The sequence below is a fragment of the Mesorhizobium sp. M0058 genome (assembly GCF_040323095.1).
Classification (GTDB): domain Bacteria; phylum Pseudomonadota; class Alphaproteobacteria; order Rhizobiales; family Rhizobiaceae; genus Mesorhizobium.
Genome location: NZ_JAMYUQ010000022.1, coordinates 39,824 through 57,159, shown reverse-complemented (window position 1 = coordinate 57,159; position 17,336 = coordinate 39,824). Strand labels below are relative to the sequence as shown.

18 protein-coding genes are annotated in these 17,336 nt (G+C 62.9%); 12 read left to right on the top strand and 6 right to left on the bottom strand.

Annotated features, from left to right (window positions below; all coding sequences use genetic code 11):
- Nucleotides 1-77: 77 nt before the first annotated feature.
- The 8 genes from NKJ75_RS28895 (at nucleotide 78) to NKJ75_RS28860 (ending at nucleotide 7,761) form a co-directional block, all read left to right on the top strand.
- Nucleotides 78-860 (top strand): formyl transferase, encoded by a 783-nt coding sequence (locus NKJ75_RS28895; protein WP_352500489.1) that lies wholly within the window; start codon nucleotides 78-80, stop codon nucleotides 858-860.
- 188 nt (nucleotides 861-1,048) lie between these two features.
- Complete coding sequence (locus tag NKJ75_RS28890) at nucleotides 1,049-1,351, top strand: virulence factor (RefSeq protein WP_023670397.1); 303 nt, start codon at nucleotides 1,049-1,051, stop codon at nucleotides 1,349-1,351.
- Entirely contained in the window at nucleotides 1,344-1,967 is a 624-nt protein-coding gene (locus NKJ75_RS28885; RefSeq protein WP_023696447.1) for a methylenetetrahydrofolate reductase C-terminal domain-containing protein, read from the top strand. The genes NKJ75_RS28890 and NKJ75_RS28885 overlap by 8 nt, the downstream gene beginning before the upstream one ends.
- A complete protein-coding gene (locus NKJ75_RS28880; RefSeq protein ID WP_023744709.1) occupies nucleotides 1,964-3,055 on the top strand; it encodes a methylenetetrahydrofolate reductase in 1,092 nt (363 codons plus the stop codon). Before NKJ75_RS28885 ends, NKJ75_RS28880 begins: the two co-directional genes overlap by 4 nt.
- A gap of 80 nt (nucleotides 3,056-3,135) precedes the next feature.
- The gene (locus NKJ75_RS28875; protein ID WP_352500488.1) at nucleotides 3,136-4,110 is read left to right on the top strand and encodes a methyltetrahydrofolate cobalamin methyltransferase; all 975 of its coding nucleotides are present in this window, start codon (nucleotides 3,136-3,138) and stop codon (nucleotides 4,108-4,110) included.
- The gene (locus NKJ75_RS28870) at nucleotides 4,061-6,190 is read left to right on the top strand and encodes an ASKHA domain-containing protein (RefSeq protein WP_352500487.1); all 2,130 of its coding nucleotides are present in this window, start codon (nucleotides 4,061-4,063) and stop codon (nucleotides 6,188-6,190) included. The genes NKJ75_RS28875 and NKJ75_RS28870 overlap by 50 nt, the downstream gene beginning before the upstream one ends.
- Before the next feature lie 186 nt (nucleotides 6,191-6,376).
- Nucleotides 6,377-6,544: a hypothetical protein gene (locus tag NKJ75_RS28865; RefSeq protein ID WP_196813564.1), complete on the top strand. Its 168-nt coding sequence runs from the start codon at nucleotides 6,377-6,379 to the stop codon at nucleotides 6,542-6,544.
- Nucleotides 6,545-6,795: 251 nt separating this feature from the next.
- Nucleotides 6,796-7,761, top strand: coding sequence for an alpha/beta hydrolase (locus NKJ75_RS28860; protein ID WP_352500486.1), 966 nt, complete (start codon nucleotides 6,796-6,798; stop codon nucleotides 7,759-7,761).
- 124 nt (nucleotides 7,762-7,885) lie between these two features.
- On the opposite strand, the gene NKJ75_RS28855 is transcribed toward NKJ75_RS28860, so the two are convergent.
- Entirely contained in the window at nucleotides 7,886-8,785 is a 900-nt protein-coding gene (locus tag NKJ75_RS28855; RefSeq protein WP_023670389.1) for a LysR substrate-binding domain-containing protein, read from the bottom strand.
- 202 nt (nucleotides 8,786-8,987) lie between these two features.
- Here NKJ75_RS28855 and NKJ75_RS28850 point away from each other — a divergent pair, with 202 nt between their 5' ends.
- From NKJ75_RS28850 to NKJ75_RS28835, 4 genes are all read left to right on the top strand, one after another.
- Nucleotides 8,988-9,173, top strand: a complete 186-nt coding sequence (locus NKJ75_RS28850) for a hypothetical protein (protein ID WP_023681786.1) — start codon at nucleotides 8,988-8,990, stop codon at nucleotides 9,171-9,173.
- Nucleotides 9,174-9,536: 363 nt separating this feature from the next.
- On the top strand, nucleotides 9,537-9,671 hold the full coding sequence (locus NKJ75_RS28845; RefSeq protein ID WP_023681787.1) for a hypothetical protein: 135 nt from the start codon (nucleotides 9,537-9,539) through the stop codon (nucleotides 9,669-9,671).
- A 349-nt stretch (nucleotides 9,672-10,020) separates the two neighbouring features.
- Nucleotides 10,021-10,959 carry a GlxA family transcriptional regulator gene (locus NKJ75_RS28840; protein WP_348524244.1) on the top strand — a complete coding sequence of 313 codons (939 nt, stop codon included), beginning with the start codon at nucleotides 10,021-10,023 and terminating at the stop codon, nucleotides 10,957-10,959.
- Nucleotides 10,960-10,966: 7 nt separating this feature from the next.
- Entirely contained in the window at nucleotides 10,967-11,140 is a 174-nt protein-coding gene (locus tag NKJ75_RS28835; RefSeq protein ID WP_084569949.1) for a type II toxin -antitoxin system TacA 1-like antitoxin, read from the top strand.
- Nucleotide 11,141: 1 nt separating this feature from the next.
- On the opposite strand, the gene NKJ75_RS28830 is transcribed toward NKJ75_RS28835, so the two are convergent.
- The 5 genes from NKJ75_RS28830 to NKJ75_RS28810 all read right to left on the bottom strand — a co-directional run bounded on the left by NKJ75_RS28830 (nucleotide 11,142) and on the right by NKJ75_RS28810 (nucleotide 17,336).
- Nucleotides 11,142-11,927, bottom strand: coding sequence for an ABC transporter ATP-binding protein (locus NKJ75_RS28830; RefSeq protein WP_023730688.1), 786 nt, complete (start codon nucleotides 11,925-11,927; stop codon nucleotides 11,142-11,144).
- Complete coding sequence (locus NKJ75_RS28825) at nucleotides 11,924-12,697, bottom strand: ABC transporter permease (RefSeq protein WP_352500485.1); 774 nt, start codon at nucleotides 12,695-12,697, stop codon at nucleotides 11,924-11,926. The genes NKJ75_RS28830 and NKJ75_RS28825 overlap by 4 nt, the downstream gene beginning before the upstream one ends.
- A gap of 90 nt (nucleotides 12,698-12,787) precedes the next feature.
- Nucleotides 12,788-13,738: an ABC transporter substrate-binding protein gene (locus NKJ75_RS28820; RefSeq protein WP_023730687.1), complete on the bottom strand. Its 951-nt coding sequence runs from the start codon at nucleotides 13,736-13,738 to the stop codon at nucleotides 12,788-12,790.
- Between the two features lie 99 nt (nucleotides 13,739-13,837).
- Nucleotides 13,838-14,683, bottom strand: a complete 846-nt coding sequence (locus NKJ75_RS28815; RefSeq protein WP_023730686.1) for a DUF1194 domain-containing protein — start codon at nucleotides 14,681-14,683, stop codon at nucleotides 13,838-13,840.
- 91 nt (nucleotides 14,684-14,774) lie between these two features.
- Nucleotides 14,775-17,336 carry a GcvT family protein gene (locus tag NKJ75_RS28810; protein ID WP_352500484.1) on the bottom strand — a complete coding sequence of 854 codons (2,562 nt, stop codon included), beginning with the start codon at nucleotides 17,334-17,336 and terminating at the stop codon, nucleotides 14,775-14,777.

The window sequence follows — 17,336 nt, the reverse complement described above, 5'->3', positions numbered from 1 at the left end:
AGATTTAACCTCGCCCGGCACAGAATTGAGCCGGGCAGCGCACGGCAAATGGTTGCGCGCCGGCAAGAAAGCGCGCCATGGCATCAGCGGTTGAAAAAAGTGCTGCGATCGTCATCGTCACCGAAGGCGGGCCGCACATCTGGACCATCGTCAACGCCATCGCCGACCAGTTCGGTCCTGTCAGCGTCATCCTCGAAAGCCCTGAATCCAAAAAACAATTGCTGCTCGGCCGGGCGCGCCGCCAGGGCTTGTTTTCGGCCATCGGCCAGCTTGGCACGATGGTGCTGACCAGGCTCGGCAAACGCTTCTTCGCCGGGCACGCGGAGCGGCTGATCGCAGCGCAAAAACTGCAGACAGAGCCGAGGCCGGGACAAAAGATCATCCACGTCTCCTCCGCCGACGGGCCCGATTGCCTGCAGGCGGTCGCCGACATCCGCCCGGGCGTGGTGCTGCTCGCCGGCTGCCGGATTTTGTCCCGGCAGACGCTGGCGCAAATGCCCTGCCCGGTGCTCAACTACCACGCCGGCATCGCGCCCAAATACCGCGGCATGAATGGCGGCTACTGGGCGCTGGCCTGCGGCGATCTCCAGAATTTCGGCACCACCGTGCATCTGGTCGACGCCGGCGTCGACACCGGCGGCGTGTTGAAACAGGCGCGCGGCAAGCCGGAGCCCGGCGACACGATTTCGAGCTATGCGTTGCGCCAGGCGGCGTTCTCGCGCGACATCTGCGTCGAGGCGATCCGCGACGCCTTGGACGGAAAGTTGGCCACGATCAAGCCGGACCTGCCCTCGAAACAATGGTACCATCCGACGATCTGGTTCTATCTCTGGACCGGCCTGACCAAGCGGGTTTGGTAGCCAGCCTTCCCTCGGAATCTCGCCTTTCTTTTTGCGACGTCCAATAGCGTCGCTTTTGAATGCGCGCGCGTCGTCCCATAACAAGCAGCCCCACTGCGCATCCGGCAATGCTCGCACCTGCTGGACAAAGTGGTGGAGCGTCGTTTCCCTCATGGACGCACGGCGCTCTACAGGGAGTGAGAGAATTCATGGCCGATCTGATCGTCGTCTATTGGCGCGACATCCCCGCCCAGGTCATCGTCAAGAAGGGCCGGCAGAACGCCAAGCGCGAACTGCCGCTGCGCTTCACCGAGGCGATCGATATGTGCGCCATGCGCACCGGCGCCGGCGGCACCGACGATTACCTCGCCGAATGGCGCAAGGCCGATCCGATCCCGGTCGGCGACGACCTCGAAGCCGAGGTCGAGAAGGCATTCAGCGACATCGACGCGAAATACGACCGCGAGCGGCTGGTCGCTCTGGTCAAGGCAGGCGGGAAAGAAAATGTCTGAAACCACTCCTGCCAAAGAGGGGCCAAGGGTTACCCAGCCGGTTACCCAGGCCACTCAGGTCAAGAAAGCAGCGCCGAAATCGGACTACAAGCCGGCCGACGTATCGCCGCAGCGGCGCGTGCAGCGCTCGTTTGCGATCAGGCTGTGGTCGATCCGCCATTCGCGATTGCTCGAATGGTTCTACTCCAGATTCGCAGACATGTTCCTGCTGCTCCATCCGCTGTGGAAAGGCCTTGGCTACGGCCGCGTCGAAGCGCCGATCAAGTTCGTTGAAAAACGCGTAAAAGGCTTCATGTTCGACTGCCGCATGTGCGGTCAGTGCATATTGTCCTCGACCGGCATGTCGTGCCCGATGAACTGCCCCAAACAGCTGCGCAACGGCCCGTGTGGCGGCGTGCGCGCCAACGGCAATTGCGAGGTCGAGCCCGACATGCCTTGCGTCTGGGTCAAGGCCTGGGAAGGTTCGCGGAACATGGAGCATGGCGACAGGATCCTGACCGTTCAGAAGCCCGTAGACCAGTCGCTGCGCGAAACCTCGGCCTGGCTGCGGGTGACGGCGCAGTCGGCAGCGGCCCGTGAAGCCGCTGCCAAAGCCAACACTGGAGCGGCCGCGTGATCGGCCGCCAGCGCGACGAAAACCCGGCCGGCATCCATCTGCCGCTCGATCCCCTGCCCGGCCACTCCTCACGTGGCCGACTGGAGCGTGTGCTGCGGCGCGGCGAATTCGCGGTCACTACCGAGCTCAACCCGCCCGACAGCGCCGATCCCGAAGACGTCTATAACCGCGCGAAAATCTTCGACGGCTGGGTCGACGCCATCAATGCCGTCGATGCCTCCGGCGCCAACTGCCACATGTCCTCGGTCGGCATCTGCGCGCTTTTGACCCGCATGGGCTATGCCCCGATCATGCAGATTGCCTGCCGTGACAGGAACCGGATCGCCATCCAGGGCGACGTGCTGGGCGGTGCGGCGATGGGCGTCGCCAACATGCTGTGCCTCACCGGCGACGGCGTCCAGGCCGGCGACCAGCCCGGCGCCAAGCCTGTCTTCGACCTCGATTCCATGTCGTTGCTGGAAACCTGCCGCATCATGCGCGACAACGGCAAGTTCCTGTCCGGCCGCAAGTTGACGACGCCGCCGCAAATTTTCCTCGGCGCCGCCGTCAACCCCTTCGCGCCACCCTTCGATTTCCGCCCGATCCATCTCGGCAAGAAGATCGCCGCCGGCGCGCAGTTCGTGCAGACGCAGTATTGCTTCGACGTGCCGATGTTCAGAACCTTCATGCAGAGGGCGCGGGACTTGGGGCATACGGAAAAAGTTTTCATCCTGTGCGGCGTCGGCCCGCTGGCTTCGGCCAAGACGGCCAAATGGATCCGCTCCAACGTGCCGGGCATTCATATTCCCGATACCATCATCAAGCGGCTGGAAGGCGCGCAGGACCAGAAGAAGGAAGGCAAGCAGCTCTGCACCGACATCATCAACGAGGTGAAGGAAATTCCTGGTGTCTCCGGCATCCATGTGATGGCCTACCGCCAGGAGGAATATGTCGCCGAGATCGTCGATGAATCGGGTGTGCTGAAAGGCCGCCAGCCATGGAAACGTGAGATCCGCCACGACGATCAGATGGTCGCCGACCGGCTCGAGAGCATACTGCACGACGACATTACCGAAACGCAGGTGGATATGGTGAAGACCGCGCACTGACAGCGCGGACGGCCAGCCATTCGCTTGAATGAAACCAGACAACGATATAAAGAAATCTTTATATCAGGCGGAGAAACTTCATGACCCGGACCATCGTCGCCTCGGCGACACGAGAGATCATCATCGGCTTCGACCAGCCTTTCTGCGTCATCGGCGAGCGCATCAACCCGACCGGCCGCAAGAAGCTGGCCGCCGAGATGATCGCCGGCAATTTCGAGACCGTCATCAAGGATGCGCTGGAACAGGCCGCCTGCGGCGCCACAATGCTCGACGTCAATGCCGGCGTCACCTCCGTTAATCCGAACGAAACCGAACCCGGCCTGCTGGTGCAGACGCTGGAGATCGTCCAGGGCCTGGTCGACCTGCCGCTGTCGATCGACTCGTCGGTGACCGCCGCCATCGAGGCAGCGCTCAGGGTCGCCAAGGGCCGCCCGCTGGTCAACTCCGTGACCGGCGAAGAGGAAAAGCTCGAAGCCATCCTGCCGCTGGTCAAGAAGTACAATGTTCCGGTCGTCGCGATCTCCAACGACGAGACCGGCATTTCGATGGATCCGGATGTGCGCTTTGCCGTCGCCAAAAAGATCGTGCAGCGCTGCGCCGATTTCGGCATTCCCGCGCATGACGTCGTCGTCGACCCACTGGTGATGCCGATCGGCGCGCTGGGCGATGCCGGCCGCCAGGTCTTCGCGCTGTTGCGCCGCCTGCGTGAAGAGCTCAAGGTCAACACCACCTGCGGCCTGTCCAACATCTCGTTCGGCCTGCCGCACCGCCACGGCATCAACGCCGCCTTCATCCCGATGGTGATCGGCGCCGGCATGACTAGCGCTATCATGAACCCGGTTCGCCCGCAGGAAATGGAAGCCGTGCGCGGCGCCAATGTGCTCAACGGCACCGACGAGAACTGCACCAACTGGATCCGCACCTACAAGGATTACAAACCGGCCGAAGGCGGCCAGGCGGTCGCAGCGCCCACCGCCGTGAACGCTCCGGGCGAAGGCGGCGGCAATGGCGGTCGCCGTCGCGGCGGCCGTGAAGCCCGCATGGCCAGGGGATAAGCGCGCAATCGTGAACTCGCCTGCAAACATTACTGATCCGCTCGTGCTGTTCATGCCGTCAGGCAAGCGCGGGCGGTTTCCCGTCGGCACACCGGTGCTCGATGCCGCGCGTCAGCTCGGCGTCTATGTCGAGAGCGTCTGCGGTGGCCGCGCCACCTGCGGTCGCTGCCAGATCGAAGTGCAGGAAGGCAATTTCGCCAAGCACAAGATCGTCTCGTCCAACGACCACATCTCGCCCAAGGGCGCCAAGGAAGAGCGATATGAGCGCGTCCGCGGCCTGCCCGAGCGGCGGCGCCTGTCCTGCTCGGCGCAGATCCTCGGCGACCTCGTCATCGACGTGCCGCAGGACACGGTCATCAACGCCCAGACCATCCGCAAGGATGCCGACACGCGCGTCATCGCCCGCGATGCGGCAATCCGCATGTGCTATGTCGAGATCGAAGAGCCCGACATGCACAAGCCGCTGGGCGATCTCGACCGCCTCAAGATCGCCTTGATGAAGGATTGGGGCTTTAAAAACCTCGAATTCGACTTCTACCTGATGCCGCAGGTGCAAGGCATACTGCGCAAGGGTAACTGGACCGCGACCGCGGCCATCCACAAGGATGCCGAAAGCGACATCGCCCGCGTCATAGCACTCTGGCCCGGCCTCAAGAACGAGGCCTATGGACTGGCCTGCGACATCGGCTCGACCACCATCGCCATGCATCTGGTGTCGTTGCTGTCGGGCCGCGTCGCCGCTTCGTCGGGCACCTCCAACCCGCAGATCCGCTTCGGCGAGGATCTGATGAGCCGCGTCTCCTATGTGATGATGAACCCGGACGGCCGCGAAGGCATGACGGTCGCCGTACGCGAGGCGATCTCGGGCCTGGTCGACAAGGTCTGCGCGGAAGGCAATGTCCAGCGCAACGACATCCTGGATTCCGTCTTTGTCGGCAATCCGATCATGCACCATCTGTTCCTCGGCATCGATCCGACCGAACTCGGCGGCGCGCCCTTCGCACTCGCCGTCTCGGGCGCGGTGCGCATCAAGGCCTCCGATATCGGCCTGAAGCTCAACCAGGGCGCCCGCCTCTATATGCTGCCTTGCATTGCCGGCCATGTCGGCGCCGACGCCGCAGCCGTGACGCTGTCGGAAGGCCCGCATCGCCAGGACGAGATGATGCTGATCGTCGACGTCGGCACCAATGCCGAGATCGTGCTTGGCAACCGCAAGCGGGTGGTCGCAGCCTCCTCGCCCACCGGTCCCGCCTTCGAGGGCGCGGAAATCTCCGGCGGCCAGCGCGCTGCCCCCGGCGCAATCGAGCGCGTGCGCATCGACCCCGATACGCTGGAGCCGAAATACCGCGTCATCGGCTCTGAACTCTGGTCCGACGACCCCGGCTTCCTGGATAGCGTGCAGGCGACCGGCGTCACCGGCATTTGCGGCTCCGGCATCATCGAGATCGTGGCCGAAATGTACCTCGCCGGCATCATCTCCGAGGATGGCGTCATCGACGGGTCGCTGGCCGAGCGGTCGCCGCGCGTCACGGTCAACGGCCGCACCTTCTCTTATGTCTTGAAGGAAGGCGAACCCAAGATCACCATCACGCAGACCGACGTGCGCGCCATCCAGCTTGCCAAGGCGGCGCTCTATGCCGGCACCAAGCTTCTGATGGAAAAGCAGAACACCGAACACGTCGACCGCATCCATTTCGCCGGCGCCTTCGGCTCGTTCATCGATCCGAAATACGCCATGGTGCTCGGCCTGATCCCGGACTGCGACCTCGACAAGGTCTCGGCCGTCGGCAACGCCGCCGGCGCCGGTGCGCGGATGGCGCTGCTCAACCGCGGCTATCGCCGCGAGATCGAGGACACGGTCAGCCACATCGAGAAGATCGAGACCGCACTGGAGCCGAAATTCCAGGAGCATTTCGTCTACGCCATGGCGCTTCCCAACAAGGTCGATCCGTTCCCGAAACTGTCGGCGGCGGTGAAATTGCCGCCACGCAAGACCGTCAGCGAGGATGGCGTCGCCGGCGACGCCGCCCCGCGCCGGCGTTCGCGCGAAGGCCATGCCGCCAGGCGCAGCCGGGAATAAGCCGCCTTACGAAGGCCGCCAATTCGCCCAATTTCATTTGTATGCAAATGTTTCCAGATCGCACCGATCTGGAAACCGAAACGCTGTTTTGGCGCAATCCGTCCGATACAGACGTGAAGCATTTAACGGACATCGAATGGCGGACCGGACTATTCCGCCGCCACAACGCTCCAAAGGAGAATAGAGATGTTCGAGACCCTGGGCCGTTTTCGTGCGGCCATGAAGAATGCACAGGCCGTGCGCGCCATGAACAACCTGCCACCCGAAATCCAGAAGGACATCGGCTGGCCCGTGTCGCCGCGCATCGACGCCCAGACCAACCTGTCGCGTCTGATCCTGGGCTCGGGCCGCTGATGACCTTCGCCGACAAGTGCAAATTGCTGACCAAGCGCCGGGGCCGCCGCATGGTCCCGGCTGCGACCGACGTCAAGCTGCGCGCCGCGCTGCTGCCCCGGCGCTGAGCCGCGCTGCGCAAAACAGCGGACCTGGCTGATCAAACAACCGTGTTGGCTTGGGCCAGAATCTTGACATTTCGGCTGGAGGTACGATCTTCGAGACAGTGGGGGAATTCTCTTAGTCGGCTGCGGCCGAGCTTGTGTACGCGAATGCCCAGTTTCAAAAGCCACCTCGTTTCCTTCATCCTCCGGCACAGCCGCAAGAAGGCATTTGCCAGCCCGGAAAACCTGCAGCGCTGGATCGCCTATGCCCGCAAGACCGAGGATCATCATCCCCCGGCATTGCTGCGGGAGCAGCTCGATATCACCGAGCGCAGCGTCGATGGCTTCCCTGTCTATGAAATCGCGCCGAAGGCCGGCGAACGCAGGCGCATCCTCTACATGCATGGCGGCGCCTATGTCTTCCAGATCACATCCTATCATTGGGGGTTGATCGCCGAGGTGGCCGAGCGCTTGGGTTTCGGCATCACCGTGCCGATCTATCCCATCGCGCCGGAGCATGATTTCCACGCCATGTTCGGCATGGTCGGCGACGTCTACCGGCAGATGCTGGATGAGACCGACGCTGAAGACATCGTCTTCATGGGTGATTCCGCGGGCGGCAACATGGCCGTCGTGCTGACCATGATGGCGGCTGAGGAAGGCCTGCCCTTGCCGTCGCGCCACGTGCTGATTTCACCCGGCCTCGACATGTCGCTGTCCAACCCCGAAGTGTTCGAGGCGGAACGCAACGATCCGTGGCTCGGCATTTCCGGCGGGCTGGAAGCGATCCGCATGTACAGTGCCGGCATCGATCGCAGCGACTGGCACATCAGCCCGCTCTATGGCGACCTCTCGGTGCTGCCGAAGACCCTGCTTCTGACCGGCTCGCACGACCTGCTCAGCCCCGACAATCTGATCTTCGCCAAAAAGGCGCGCGCTGCCGGCGTCGACGTCGAGGTCGTCTACGAGGAAGGCATGTTCCACGTCTGGCCGCTGATCGAGATGCCGGAGGCGCGTCGCGCCAGGGACAGCATCGTCACCTTCCTTGAGGGTGAGCCCACCAAGCGGCGCGCAACTGCGCGGCGCACGGCGCGACCCGCTCTCGCGGCGCGCCCCGCCCAAGCAGCGGAATAGCAGAGCAATTCCAGGAAAAGTGTAAAACGGTTTTCCAGGGAAAAGCGTGTAGCGCTTTCCCTTGGGAATTGCGTCAAAACAAGGAGTTAAAGCGGCTCGCGTCTCCGTGAAACGGTGAACCGCTCTAGAACTTGCCGGTTTCGCGGAAAAGCTCGAACGTCGCACGGATATGGTCGGCGACGGCCTTGACCGGCGCGCTGGCGTCCGGCGACACCACCATCGCCAGATTGTAGGTGCCGATATCGGGCATGCCGTCCTTCGGGCAAAGCTCGACCATGTCGTTGCCGAGGAACGATTTCGGCAACGGTGCAACCGCGAGATCCGACATGATGGCGGCGCGCTGGCCGGCCGTGTGGGCGCTCATATAGGCGATGCGGTAATTGCGGCCTTCACGGCTCAGCGCATCGAGCGCGCCGGCCCGCCAGGCGCAGCCCTCTTCCCACAGCGACACCGGCAAAGGCTCGCGCAGATGCGCGCTGCCGCCCTTGGCGCCGGCCCAGACGATCGGCTCGGTGAGCAGCACCTCGGCGCCGAGCGCGCTGGTCTTGTAGGAATTGGTCAGCAGCGTGATGTCGAGCGCCCGGTCGTCCATGCGACGGCGCAGATTGCTGCTCTGGTCGATGGTGACGTCGACGGCGATCGACGGATGCGACTGCGCGAAACGCTTCAGCACATGCGGCAACACGCGCTCGCCATAGTCGTCCGGCGAGCCGAGCCGCACCACGCCGACGATCTCGGGGATGATGAACTTCGACACCACCTCGCGGTTGATCGACAACAGCCGGCGGGCATAACCGAGCAGCATCTCGCCATCGGTGGTCAGCGTCACCGAGCGCGCATCGCGCGCGAAGACTGAGCGCCCGAGAATGTCCTCGAGCTTCTTGATCTGCATGGAGACCGCCGACGGCGTGCGGAACACCGCATTGGCCGCCGTGGTGAAACTGCCGGTCTCGGCAATGGCCACGAAGGTGCGCAAAACGTCGAGATCGAGCAGCGGCAGCGGATGATTGAGTGGGGCGTTCATCGGGATCGACCTTCAATTTTTCTGATGTGAAGCATCATTCCATTTCGTTTGATTGAACATCAGATTGGGAGGATAGTCAACTCCATCGAAGGCAGGACGTGCCATGGGCCTAACGCTCCTGACACGGAATTGCACTCGATGCGGAATATCCAGGCGACGGAACGCGTTCATGCGGGACGTGCCACAACCAAAGGAGAATGAAATGTCTATCCTGTCATCCATCGGTCGGCTTGCGACCGAATTGAGCGCGGCCCGCGCCCGCTTCCAGACCGAACGTGCGATCCGCTCGCTGCCGATCGAACTGCAGAAGGATATCGGCTGGCCTGAAGCTGCCGACACCAAGACCGGTGCACGCCACGGCGTCGGATCCTGGGCTGGAGCAAAGTAAACCATTGTGTACCTTGTGCTGAAGGCCTGCCGCGCAGACCAGCCCGGCAGGCCTTCTCTATTCGCCCTGCAGGCTTTCTCCAACTTATTTGCACTCAAATGATTTTCAGAGCCGTGTCGCCGCTGCATGGCGCATATGCGTCACTTGCATGGCGCCTCAATGTCGCCGGTAACACACTGTAAGTAATCGTAAATTTTGGGCACCATGCCCAATAATGTCGCAAACGATGTCGCATTTCCATTCAAGCGCTTCGCATTTGCGATTTAGTTTCTGCTCACGCAGGCCTATATCACCGTCAGCAAACGAGCTGCCCCACTCCATCAAGCGAAGGCGACCCGTCTGAGCAACCGATAGGAGATGATGATGAAGCTTTTTGCCCGCCTCTTTGCCCGCCGCGAAATGAACCTGACGACCGCTCTCGAGCGCCAGCGCCTTGCCAATACCATGCCCGGCCAGACCGGTGCCATGAATGCGGTGCGCCTCGGTTTCGTTGCCTGAGATAACGGCTAGCGCTCAGCGCTTCCCTGCCGCTGCCGATAGTCGATAACAGCGCCGCTTCGGCTTGACCGAAGCGGCGTTTCTCGTTTTTGGCACCTATGCCGCCGCAACCATGCCCAATCCGTCGGCAGCCCGTGCCTGTCATCCCGGACGATCGCTCATTTGCGACCCATGTCGCAAATATAGTTTCCGCTTAGCCCCCTAGCCAATTGACAGGAATGGTTTTTCCTGATGTCGCTGTGCTGTTCGCGACATCCTGTTCGCGCCATGGCTGCGTGAGGTTCCCTTGAACGCCGTAAAGCATCCGATCAAGCGATCGTTTGTATTCTTCCTTGTCCCGGACTTCACCATGATCGCCTTTGCGACGGCGCTCGACCCGCTGCGCTCGGCCAACCGCATGCTTGGCTATGAGGCCTATCGCTGGCGCTTGGCCAGCATCGACGGCAAGCCGGTGCGCGCCTCCAACGGCGTCGAATGCGCCGTCAACACCTCGCTCGAGGAAGAGCGCAAGAAGATGGCCGGACCGGATCGGCCGAACATGGCCATCGTCTGCAGCGGCATGAATGTCGAGCGCTACCAGAACAGGTCTGCCTTCGCCTGGCTGCGCGAGGAATATAACAGAGGCGTCGCCGTCGGTGGCCTGTGCACCGGCGCGCATATCCTTGCCGCCGCGGGCCTGCTCTCCAACAAGCGCTGCGCCATCCATTGGGAAAACCTGCCGGGCTTTTCCGAGGCTTTTCCGAAGGCCAATGTCTTTGCCGACCTCTTCGAGATCGACCAGAACATCTACACCTGCGCCGGCGGCACCGCCGCCCTCGACATGATGCTGAAGCTGATCGGCGACGATTTCGACGACAATCTGGTCAACCGCGTCTGCGAGCAGGTGTTGACCGACCGCGTGCGCAGCCCGACCGACCGCCAGCGCCTGCCGCTGCGCGCGCGCCTGGGCGTCCAGAATTCCAAGGTGCTGACCATCATCGAACTGATGGAAGGCAATCTCTCCGAACCGCTGTCGCTGATCGAGATCGCCGACCATGTCGACCTGTCGCGCCGCCAGATCGAGCGCCTGTTCCGCACCGAGATGGGCAGATCCCCTGCCCGCTACTACTTGGAAATCCGCCTCGACCGCGCCCGGCACCTGCTGATTCAGTCGTCGATGCCGGTGGTCGAGGTAGCGGTCGCCTGCGGCTTCGTCTCGGCCTCGCATTTCTCCAAATGCTACCGCGAACTCTACGCCCGCTCGCCGCAGCAGGAGCGCGTCGACCGCAAGCAGCTGCTGGCGGCCTGAGAGTCACATGACCGCGCGAACGGCACTCTCCAAAGAACTCGCCGACCGGCAGAGTTTCCGCCTCGACGTCGAAAAATGGGCAGCATTTAAGGCGGCGTTGGAAACTCCTGCGCGTGACCTCCCACGCTTGAAGCGATTGCTGAGCGAACCGAGCATCTTTTCCGTAGGCAACCCAGCTTAGGTCACTGCGCCTGCGCCGTCCGCATCGCCTCGACGCGGATATCCTCGGTCAGCTGCGCCTTGAGCGCCGAGAATTCCGGGCTGGTCTTCAGCGTGTAGTGGCGTGGATGGGGCAGGTCGATGGCGACATCCGACTTAATGCGGCCTGGCCGCGCGCTCATCACGATTACCCGCGAAGCCATGAAGATCGCCTCCTCGATGTCGTGGGTGACGAACAGCACCGTCTTCTTGCGCCGCTCCCAGATGCCGAGCAGCAGTTCCTGCATCAGTCCGCGCGTCTGGTTGTCGAGCGCACCGAACGGCTCGTCCAGCAACAGGATTTCGGGGTCGTTGGCCAGCGCCCGGGCGATCGCCGTGCGCTGCTGCATGCCGCCGGACAGCTGCTTTGGCCAATGGTTCTCGAAGCCCTTGAGCCCGACGAGGTCGACATAGGAAGCGACGATCCCGTCTCGCTCCTTTTCGGCCATGCCGCGTTCGCGCAGGCCGAAGGCGATATTCTGCGCCACCGTCAGCCACGGAAACAGCGTGTAGGACTGGAACACCATGCCGCGATCCGGTCCCGGCTGCGTCACCGCGTTGCCGTCAAGCAGCACACGGCCTTCGCTCGGCGCTTCCAGTCCGGCAACGATCCTGAGCAGCGTCGACTTCCCGCAGCCGGACGGCCCCAGAATGGTGATGAAGTCGTTGGCCGCGACCGCAAGGTCGACCGGCATCAGCGCCTTGACCGGCTGCCCGCCGCGCACGCCGGCGAAGGTTCGCGAGACGCCTTCGATAAGCAACTTGCTCATGCCAAGCTCCAGGGGAAGAGCCAGCGATTGAACGCCTTGAAGGCGAAGTCGGACAACAGTCCGATCAGCCCGATGACGATGATGCCGAAGATGATCTGCCCTGTCGCCAGCCGCGACTGGCTGTTGATGATCATGTAGCCGATGCCTGAGGACGAACCGATCAGCTCGGCGACGATGACATAGGTCCAGGCCCAGCCGAGCACCAGCCGCAGCGTTTCGGCAATCTCGGGCGCATTGGCCGGCATGATGACCCGTTTGACGATACCGTTGTTGGTCGAGCCCAGCGTATAGGCCGCCTCGACCAGATCGCGCCGCGTCGAGCCCACCTTGACCGCGACGATCAGGATGATCTGGAACACCGAGCCGACGAAGATGACCAGCAGCTTTTCCAGCTCGCCAATGCCGGCCCACAGGATGAGCAGCGGAATGAAGGCCGAAGCCGGGAGGTAGCGGGCGAAGGAGACGAACGGCTCCAGAAACGCCTCTATTGGTTTCCAGGCGCCCATGGCGATGCCGATCGGCACGGCGACGATCGACGCCAGCAGGAACCCGCCGAAGACCCGCCAGATGGTGATCATTATGTCGAGCCAGAAGCGGTCCTCGACCAGCAGCCGCCAACCATCCCGCAGCATCGACAGCGGGTCGGCGAGGAAGATGCGGTTGACGTGGCCGCCAAGCGTGATCCACGCCCAGAAGGCGACGAACAGCACGAAGAAGGAAATGCCAAGCACGGTTCGAATGCCCGGCGACACCGGATGCAAGGGGCGCATCTTCAGATCGTCCGCATCGTCAAATCATCACTTGTCCAGGAGAGAGCGACGGCCTAGGCGCCGCCGCACAATGGTCAAAGGCGAGGCCTGTCAGTTCGCCACCGCGCTGGTATCGGCAAGCGCTGCAACATCTGGCGCTTCCTTGATCAACCCCATCTGCAGCAGAAGCTCGCCGGCGGTCTTGGAAAAGTCCTGGAATTCCTTGGTGAAAAACTGCTTGTTCTCCGCCTTGTCGGCCCATTTCAGGTATTTCGCCGAATCCTCGAATTCTTTAGCAGACTGCTTCACGTCGGCGCCCATGATCTCGTAGGATCTCTGCGGATCGCTCTTGATCAGGTCGAGCGCTTCGAAATAGCTGTCGGCCAGCGCCTTGGCAGCGTCTGGATTGGCGGTGAGGAATTCAGGCGTGCAGCCGACCGTGTCGAGCACCATCGGATAGTCGAGCGTGGTCGCCAATATGTGGCCCTGATCGGACTTGTCGCGCACCGCCGAGATGAACGGCTCATAGGTGACCGCCGCATCGTTCTGGCCGGCGAGGAAGGCTTGCGCCGCCGCATCCGGTTCCAGGTTGACGACGGTCACATCCTTGGTCGACAGGCCGTTCTTGTTCAGCACCCAGGCCAGCATGAAATAAGGCGACGTGCCCGGCGCCGAGGACGCGACATTCTTGCCCTTGAGGTCGGCGACGGTCTTGATGTCGTTGCGCACGACAATGCCGTCGGCGCCATAGGATTTGTCGAGCTGGAAGATCTGCTTGGTGGTCACCCCTGAGGCGTTCCACACCAGCCAGGTCTCGACCGTGGTGGCGGCGCATTGCAGGTCGCCGCTGGCGATGGCGAGCGGCCGGCTGGCCTGCGGCACCTTCTTCAGGGTCACGTCGAGGCCATGCTTCTCGAAGATGCCGGCCTGCTTGGCGAGCGTCAGCGGCGCAAAGCCGGTCCATCCGCTGATGCCGATGGTGACCGATGTGGCAGCCTCGGCCGGCACGGATATTGCAGCCGCAAGCGCCAATGCCGCGGCAGCGACGATGGTCTTGTTCATGTCGGTTCCCCTTGTTTTTTCGGATGTCGAATTGTGTCACAGACGCCCATGGGCTTGTCAATGAAGCCGGCCCTTCACGGCAGCGTGATGATGCGCACGCTAACGCGCATCGAACATCCAGCTGCGGTCGCGCCACATCTTTTCGCCGACCTGGCAGTCGGTCGGCCGGTCCTGCGCCAGCACCACCAGCGGATGCCCGGCCTCCTCGCTCGCCCGTTGCGGCGAAGCGGCGCCGGCCAGCTCCAGCACCAGCTTGCGGCGGATCGCTTCGGGAAACTGCGTCCAGTCATTGACCGGGATCATGAAGGATCCGGGACCGCCGATGACGCAGTCGCTGTAGTAGCGGTCGAGATTGTTGACGTCATAGGCGCCGCCGAACCCGCCGCGCGTCATCAGCGGCAGGCCGTTGATGATGATGCCTTGCTTGACCACCGCGTCGCGGGTGATGTCGACGGGCGCGCCCTGGTTGTTGGGGCCGTCGCCGGAAATATCGATGACGCGCTTTGTCCCCTGAAAACCGCTTTCGGCGAACAGATCGCTGCCGAATTCCAGCGCGCCGGAAATCGAGGTGCGCCGGGCGCTGGCCGGCGGATGGGCGGAAAGCTGCGCGGCCACCCGCTCGGCATCGGCCCGGCTGGCGATCACCGTCCACGGCACGACGACCTGCTGCGTGGTCGCTCCCGCCCATTCGACATAGGTGACGGCGACCTTGCCGTAGGCGCCATCGGCGATGGCCTGCAGAACATTGTCGTGCGTCAGCGCAGCAGCATAGCCGTGACGCTGGATTTCAAGTTCGCCCGGCGACATCGACAGCGACACGTCGACGGCCAGCACCAGCTCGACGTCGACCGGCTCGGCGGCTTGAACCGGCGGCACCAGCCAGAGCCCCAGCGCCAGCGCGGCGCTGCCTGAAAGGAAATGTCGTGCGCAAGAAAAAGCAGACATACCCGAAGGTAAGCGAAAACCGGCTGCTGACAAAGCAAAAAGCCCGGCGAGGTGCCGGGCTTTTCGATGTGTTGGTTGGAACCTATGACGCTCAACTCCTCGGCTTCAAATTCTCTGGATCGTAGAGCGGCTTGTAACCAACCGCCGCCACTTCTACCGGGTAGGTCTCGCCGAAATACTCGATGGCGAGCTTGCGGCCTTCCTGGGCATGGGCCCAGGGCAGATAGGCGAGGCCGATGTTCTTGCCGATGGTCGGGCCATAGGCCATCGACGTGGTGAAAGACCGGCGGCCGAGTTCGTCAACCAGCGTCTCGCCGGTCTTCGGATCCATCACCGGCATGGTGCCGACGGGATAGCGGGCAACGCCTTTCGCATCGACGTTCTCGGTCATCACCAGCGTGCACAGGATCGCCGGCTGGTGCTCGCGGGCGCGGTATTCGACATGTTTGGCCTTGCCGCAGAAATCGTTCTCCTTGACCTTCGGTCGGGCAAGGTCGGCCTCAAGCAGATTGTACTCGGTCAGAAGGTCGGCGTTCTGCAGGCGCAGGCTCTTTTCCATGCGCCGCGTGTTGGCATAGGTCTCGACGCCGAACGGCATCACGCCGGTCGAGCGCAGCGCGTCCCAAACGGCCAGGCCGTCCTCGTAGCGCATGTGCAGTTCCCAGCCCTGCTCGCCGACATAAGAGATGCGGAAGGCGGTGACGTCCTTGCCGCCGATCCTGACCGGCTTGATCGCCGCGAAGGGGAAGTTCTCCAGCGAGAGACCATCCGGATTTTCGACCACTTTCTGCAGTGTCGCCCGCGCGTTCGGTCCCCAGATGCCGATGGTGACATATTTTTCCGTCACGTCGGTGATGGTGACGTCAAAGCCTTTGTCCTGCGCGGTGCGCTGCATGTAGCGGAAGTCGCGCGGGCCGGCGTCGGCGCCGTCGATCAGCCGGCAGCGGTCGGCCATGCGGATGACGGTGAAGTCGGCGCGCACCATGCCTTGCTCGTCGAGGAAGTGGGTGTAGATACCCTTGCCGATATTGTTGTCGCCACCGATCTTGGCCGCGCACAGCCACTCCAGCAGCGCGACATGATCCGGCCCTTCGATGTCGTACATCGAGAAATGCGAGAGGTTGACGATGCCGCAATCCTCGCTCATCGCCAGGTGCTCGGCATTGGACACCCGCCAGAAATGGCGATTGTCCCACTCGTTCTCACGTATGGGAACCCGGTTGCCATACTTCTCCAGCAGATGCTCGTTGGCGGCATAGCCATGCGCGCGCTCCCAACCGCCCAGCTCCATGAAGTAACCGCCAAGCTCCTTCTCGCGCTCCCAGAACGGCGAGCGGCGGATGTTGCGGCCTTTGGAGAACGGCTCGCGCGGATGCACCGCCGGATTGTAGACCTTCATCGCCGTCTCGGTGCAGCGATCCCAGATGAACTGCTCTTTCGTCTGGTGCGGATAGAAGCGCGCATAGTCGATGGCGTGATGGTCGATTTCCGTGCGGCCGTCCGTCATCCAGTCGGCGATCAGCTTGCCCATGCCGGGGCCGTCCTTGACCCAGATGGCGACGGCGTACCAGAGGCCCCTCACCTTCTGGCTCTCGCCCATGGACGGGCCGCCATCGGGGGTCACCTGCAACAGGCCGTTGAAGGAATGGCTTTCATTGTAGCCGAGTTCGCCCAGAATCGGCGTCAGTTCCATGGCGCGCTCCAGCGGCGCCAGGATCTGCTCCATGTCGAGATCGCGCTGCGACGGCGACAGCCGCGCCTGATCCTTTTCCAGCAAATCGCGCGGATGGCAAAGACGCGGATTGGTCTCTTCGTAGTAACCCCATTCGATCTGGCCGCCTTCGGCGGTCCTGGGGTCGCCGGTGTCGCGCATATAGGCCGAATTACCCTGGTCGCGCAACAGCGGCCAGCCGATCTCCTTGCCGGTGCCGGCGAATTGATTGTAAGGCCCGAAGAAGGTCAGCGGATGGTCGATCGGCATGACCGGCAGGTCTTCGCCGACCATCTCGGCGATCAGCCGGCCCCAGATGCCGGCGCAGACGATGACATAATCGGCCATGATCGTGCCGCGGTCGGTGACGACGCCCTTGATGCGGCCTTCCTCGACGATGAGAGATTTGGCGGGCGTGTTCGCGAAGGATTTGAGTTTCCCCGTAGCTTCCGCCTGGTCGACCAGCTTGCCGGCGACGGTCTGCGAGCGCGGGATGACCAGGCCGGCGTCCGGATCCCACAGGCCGCCCTGCACCATGGACTCTTCGATCAGCGGGAATTTTTCCTTGATCTCGGCCGGTTCGATCAGCCGGGCGCGAGTGCCGAAGGATTTGGCCGAGGCGATCTTGCGCTTGATCTCGTCCATGCGGCTGTCGTCGCCGACGCGCGCCACTTCGAGACCGCCGATGCGGGCGTAATGGCCCATCTTTTCGTAGAAATCGATCGAGTAGAGCGTCGTCCAGCACGACAGGAAATCATGGCTCGTGGTGTAGCAGAAGTCCGAGGCATGCGCGGTCGAGCCGATATCGGTCGGGATGCCCGACTTGTCGATGCCGACAATGTCGGTCCAGCCGCGCTCGATCAGATGATGCGCGATCGACGCGCCGACAATGCCACCCAGGCCGACGATGACGACCTTCGCCTGTTTCGGAAACTCTGCCAT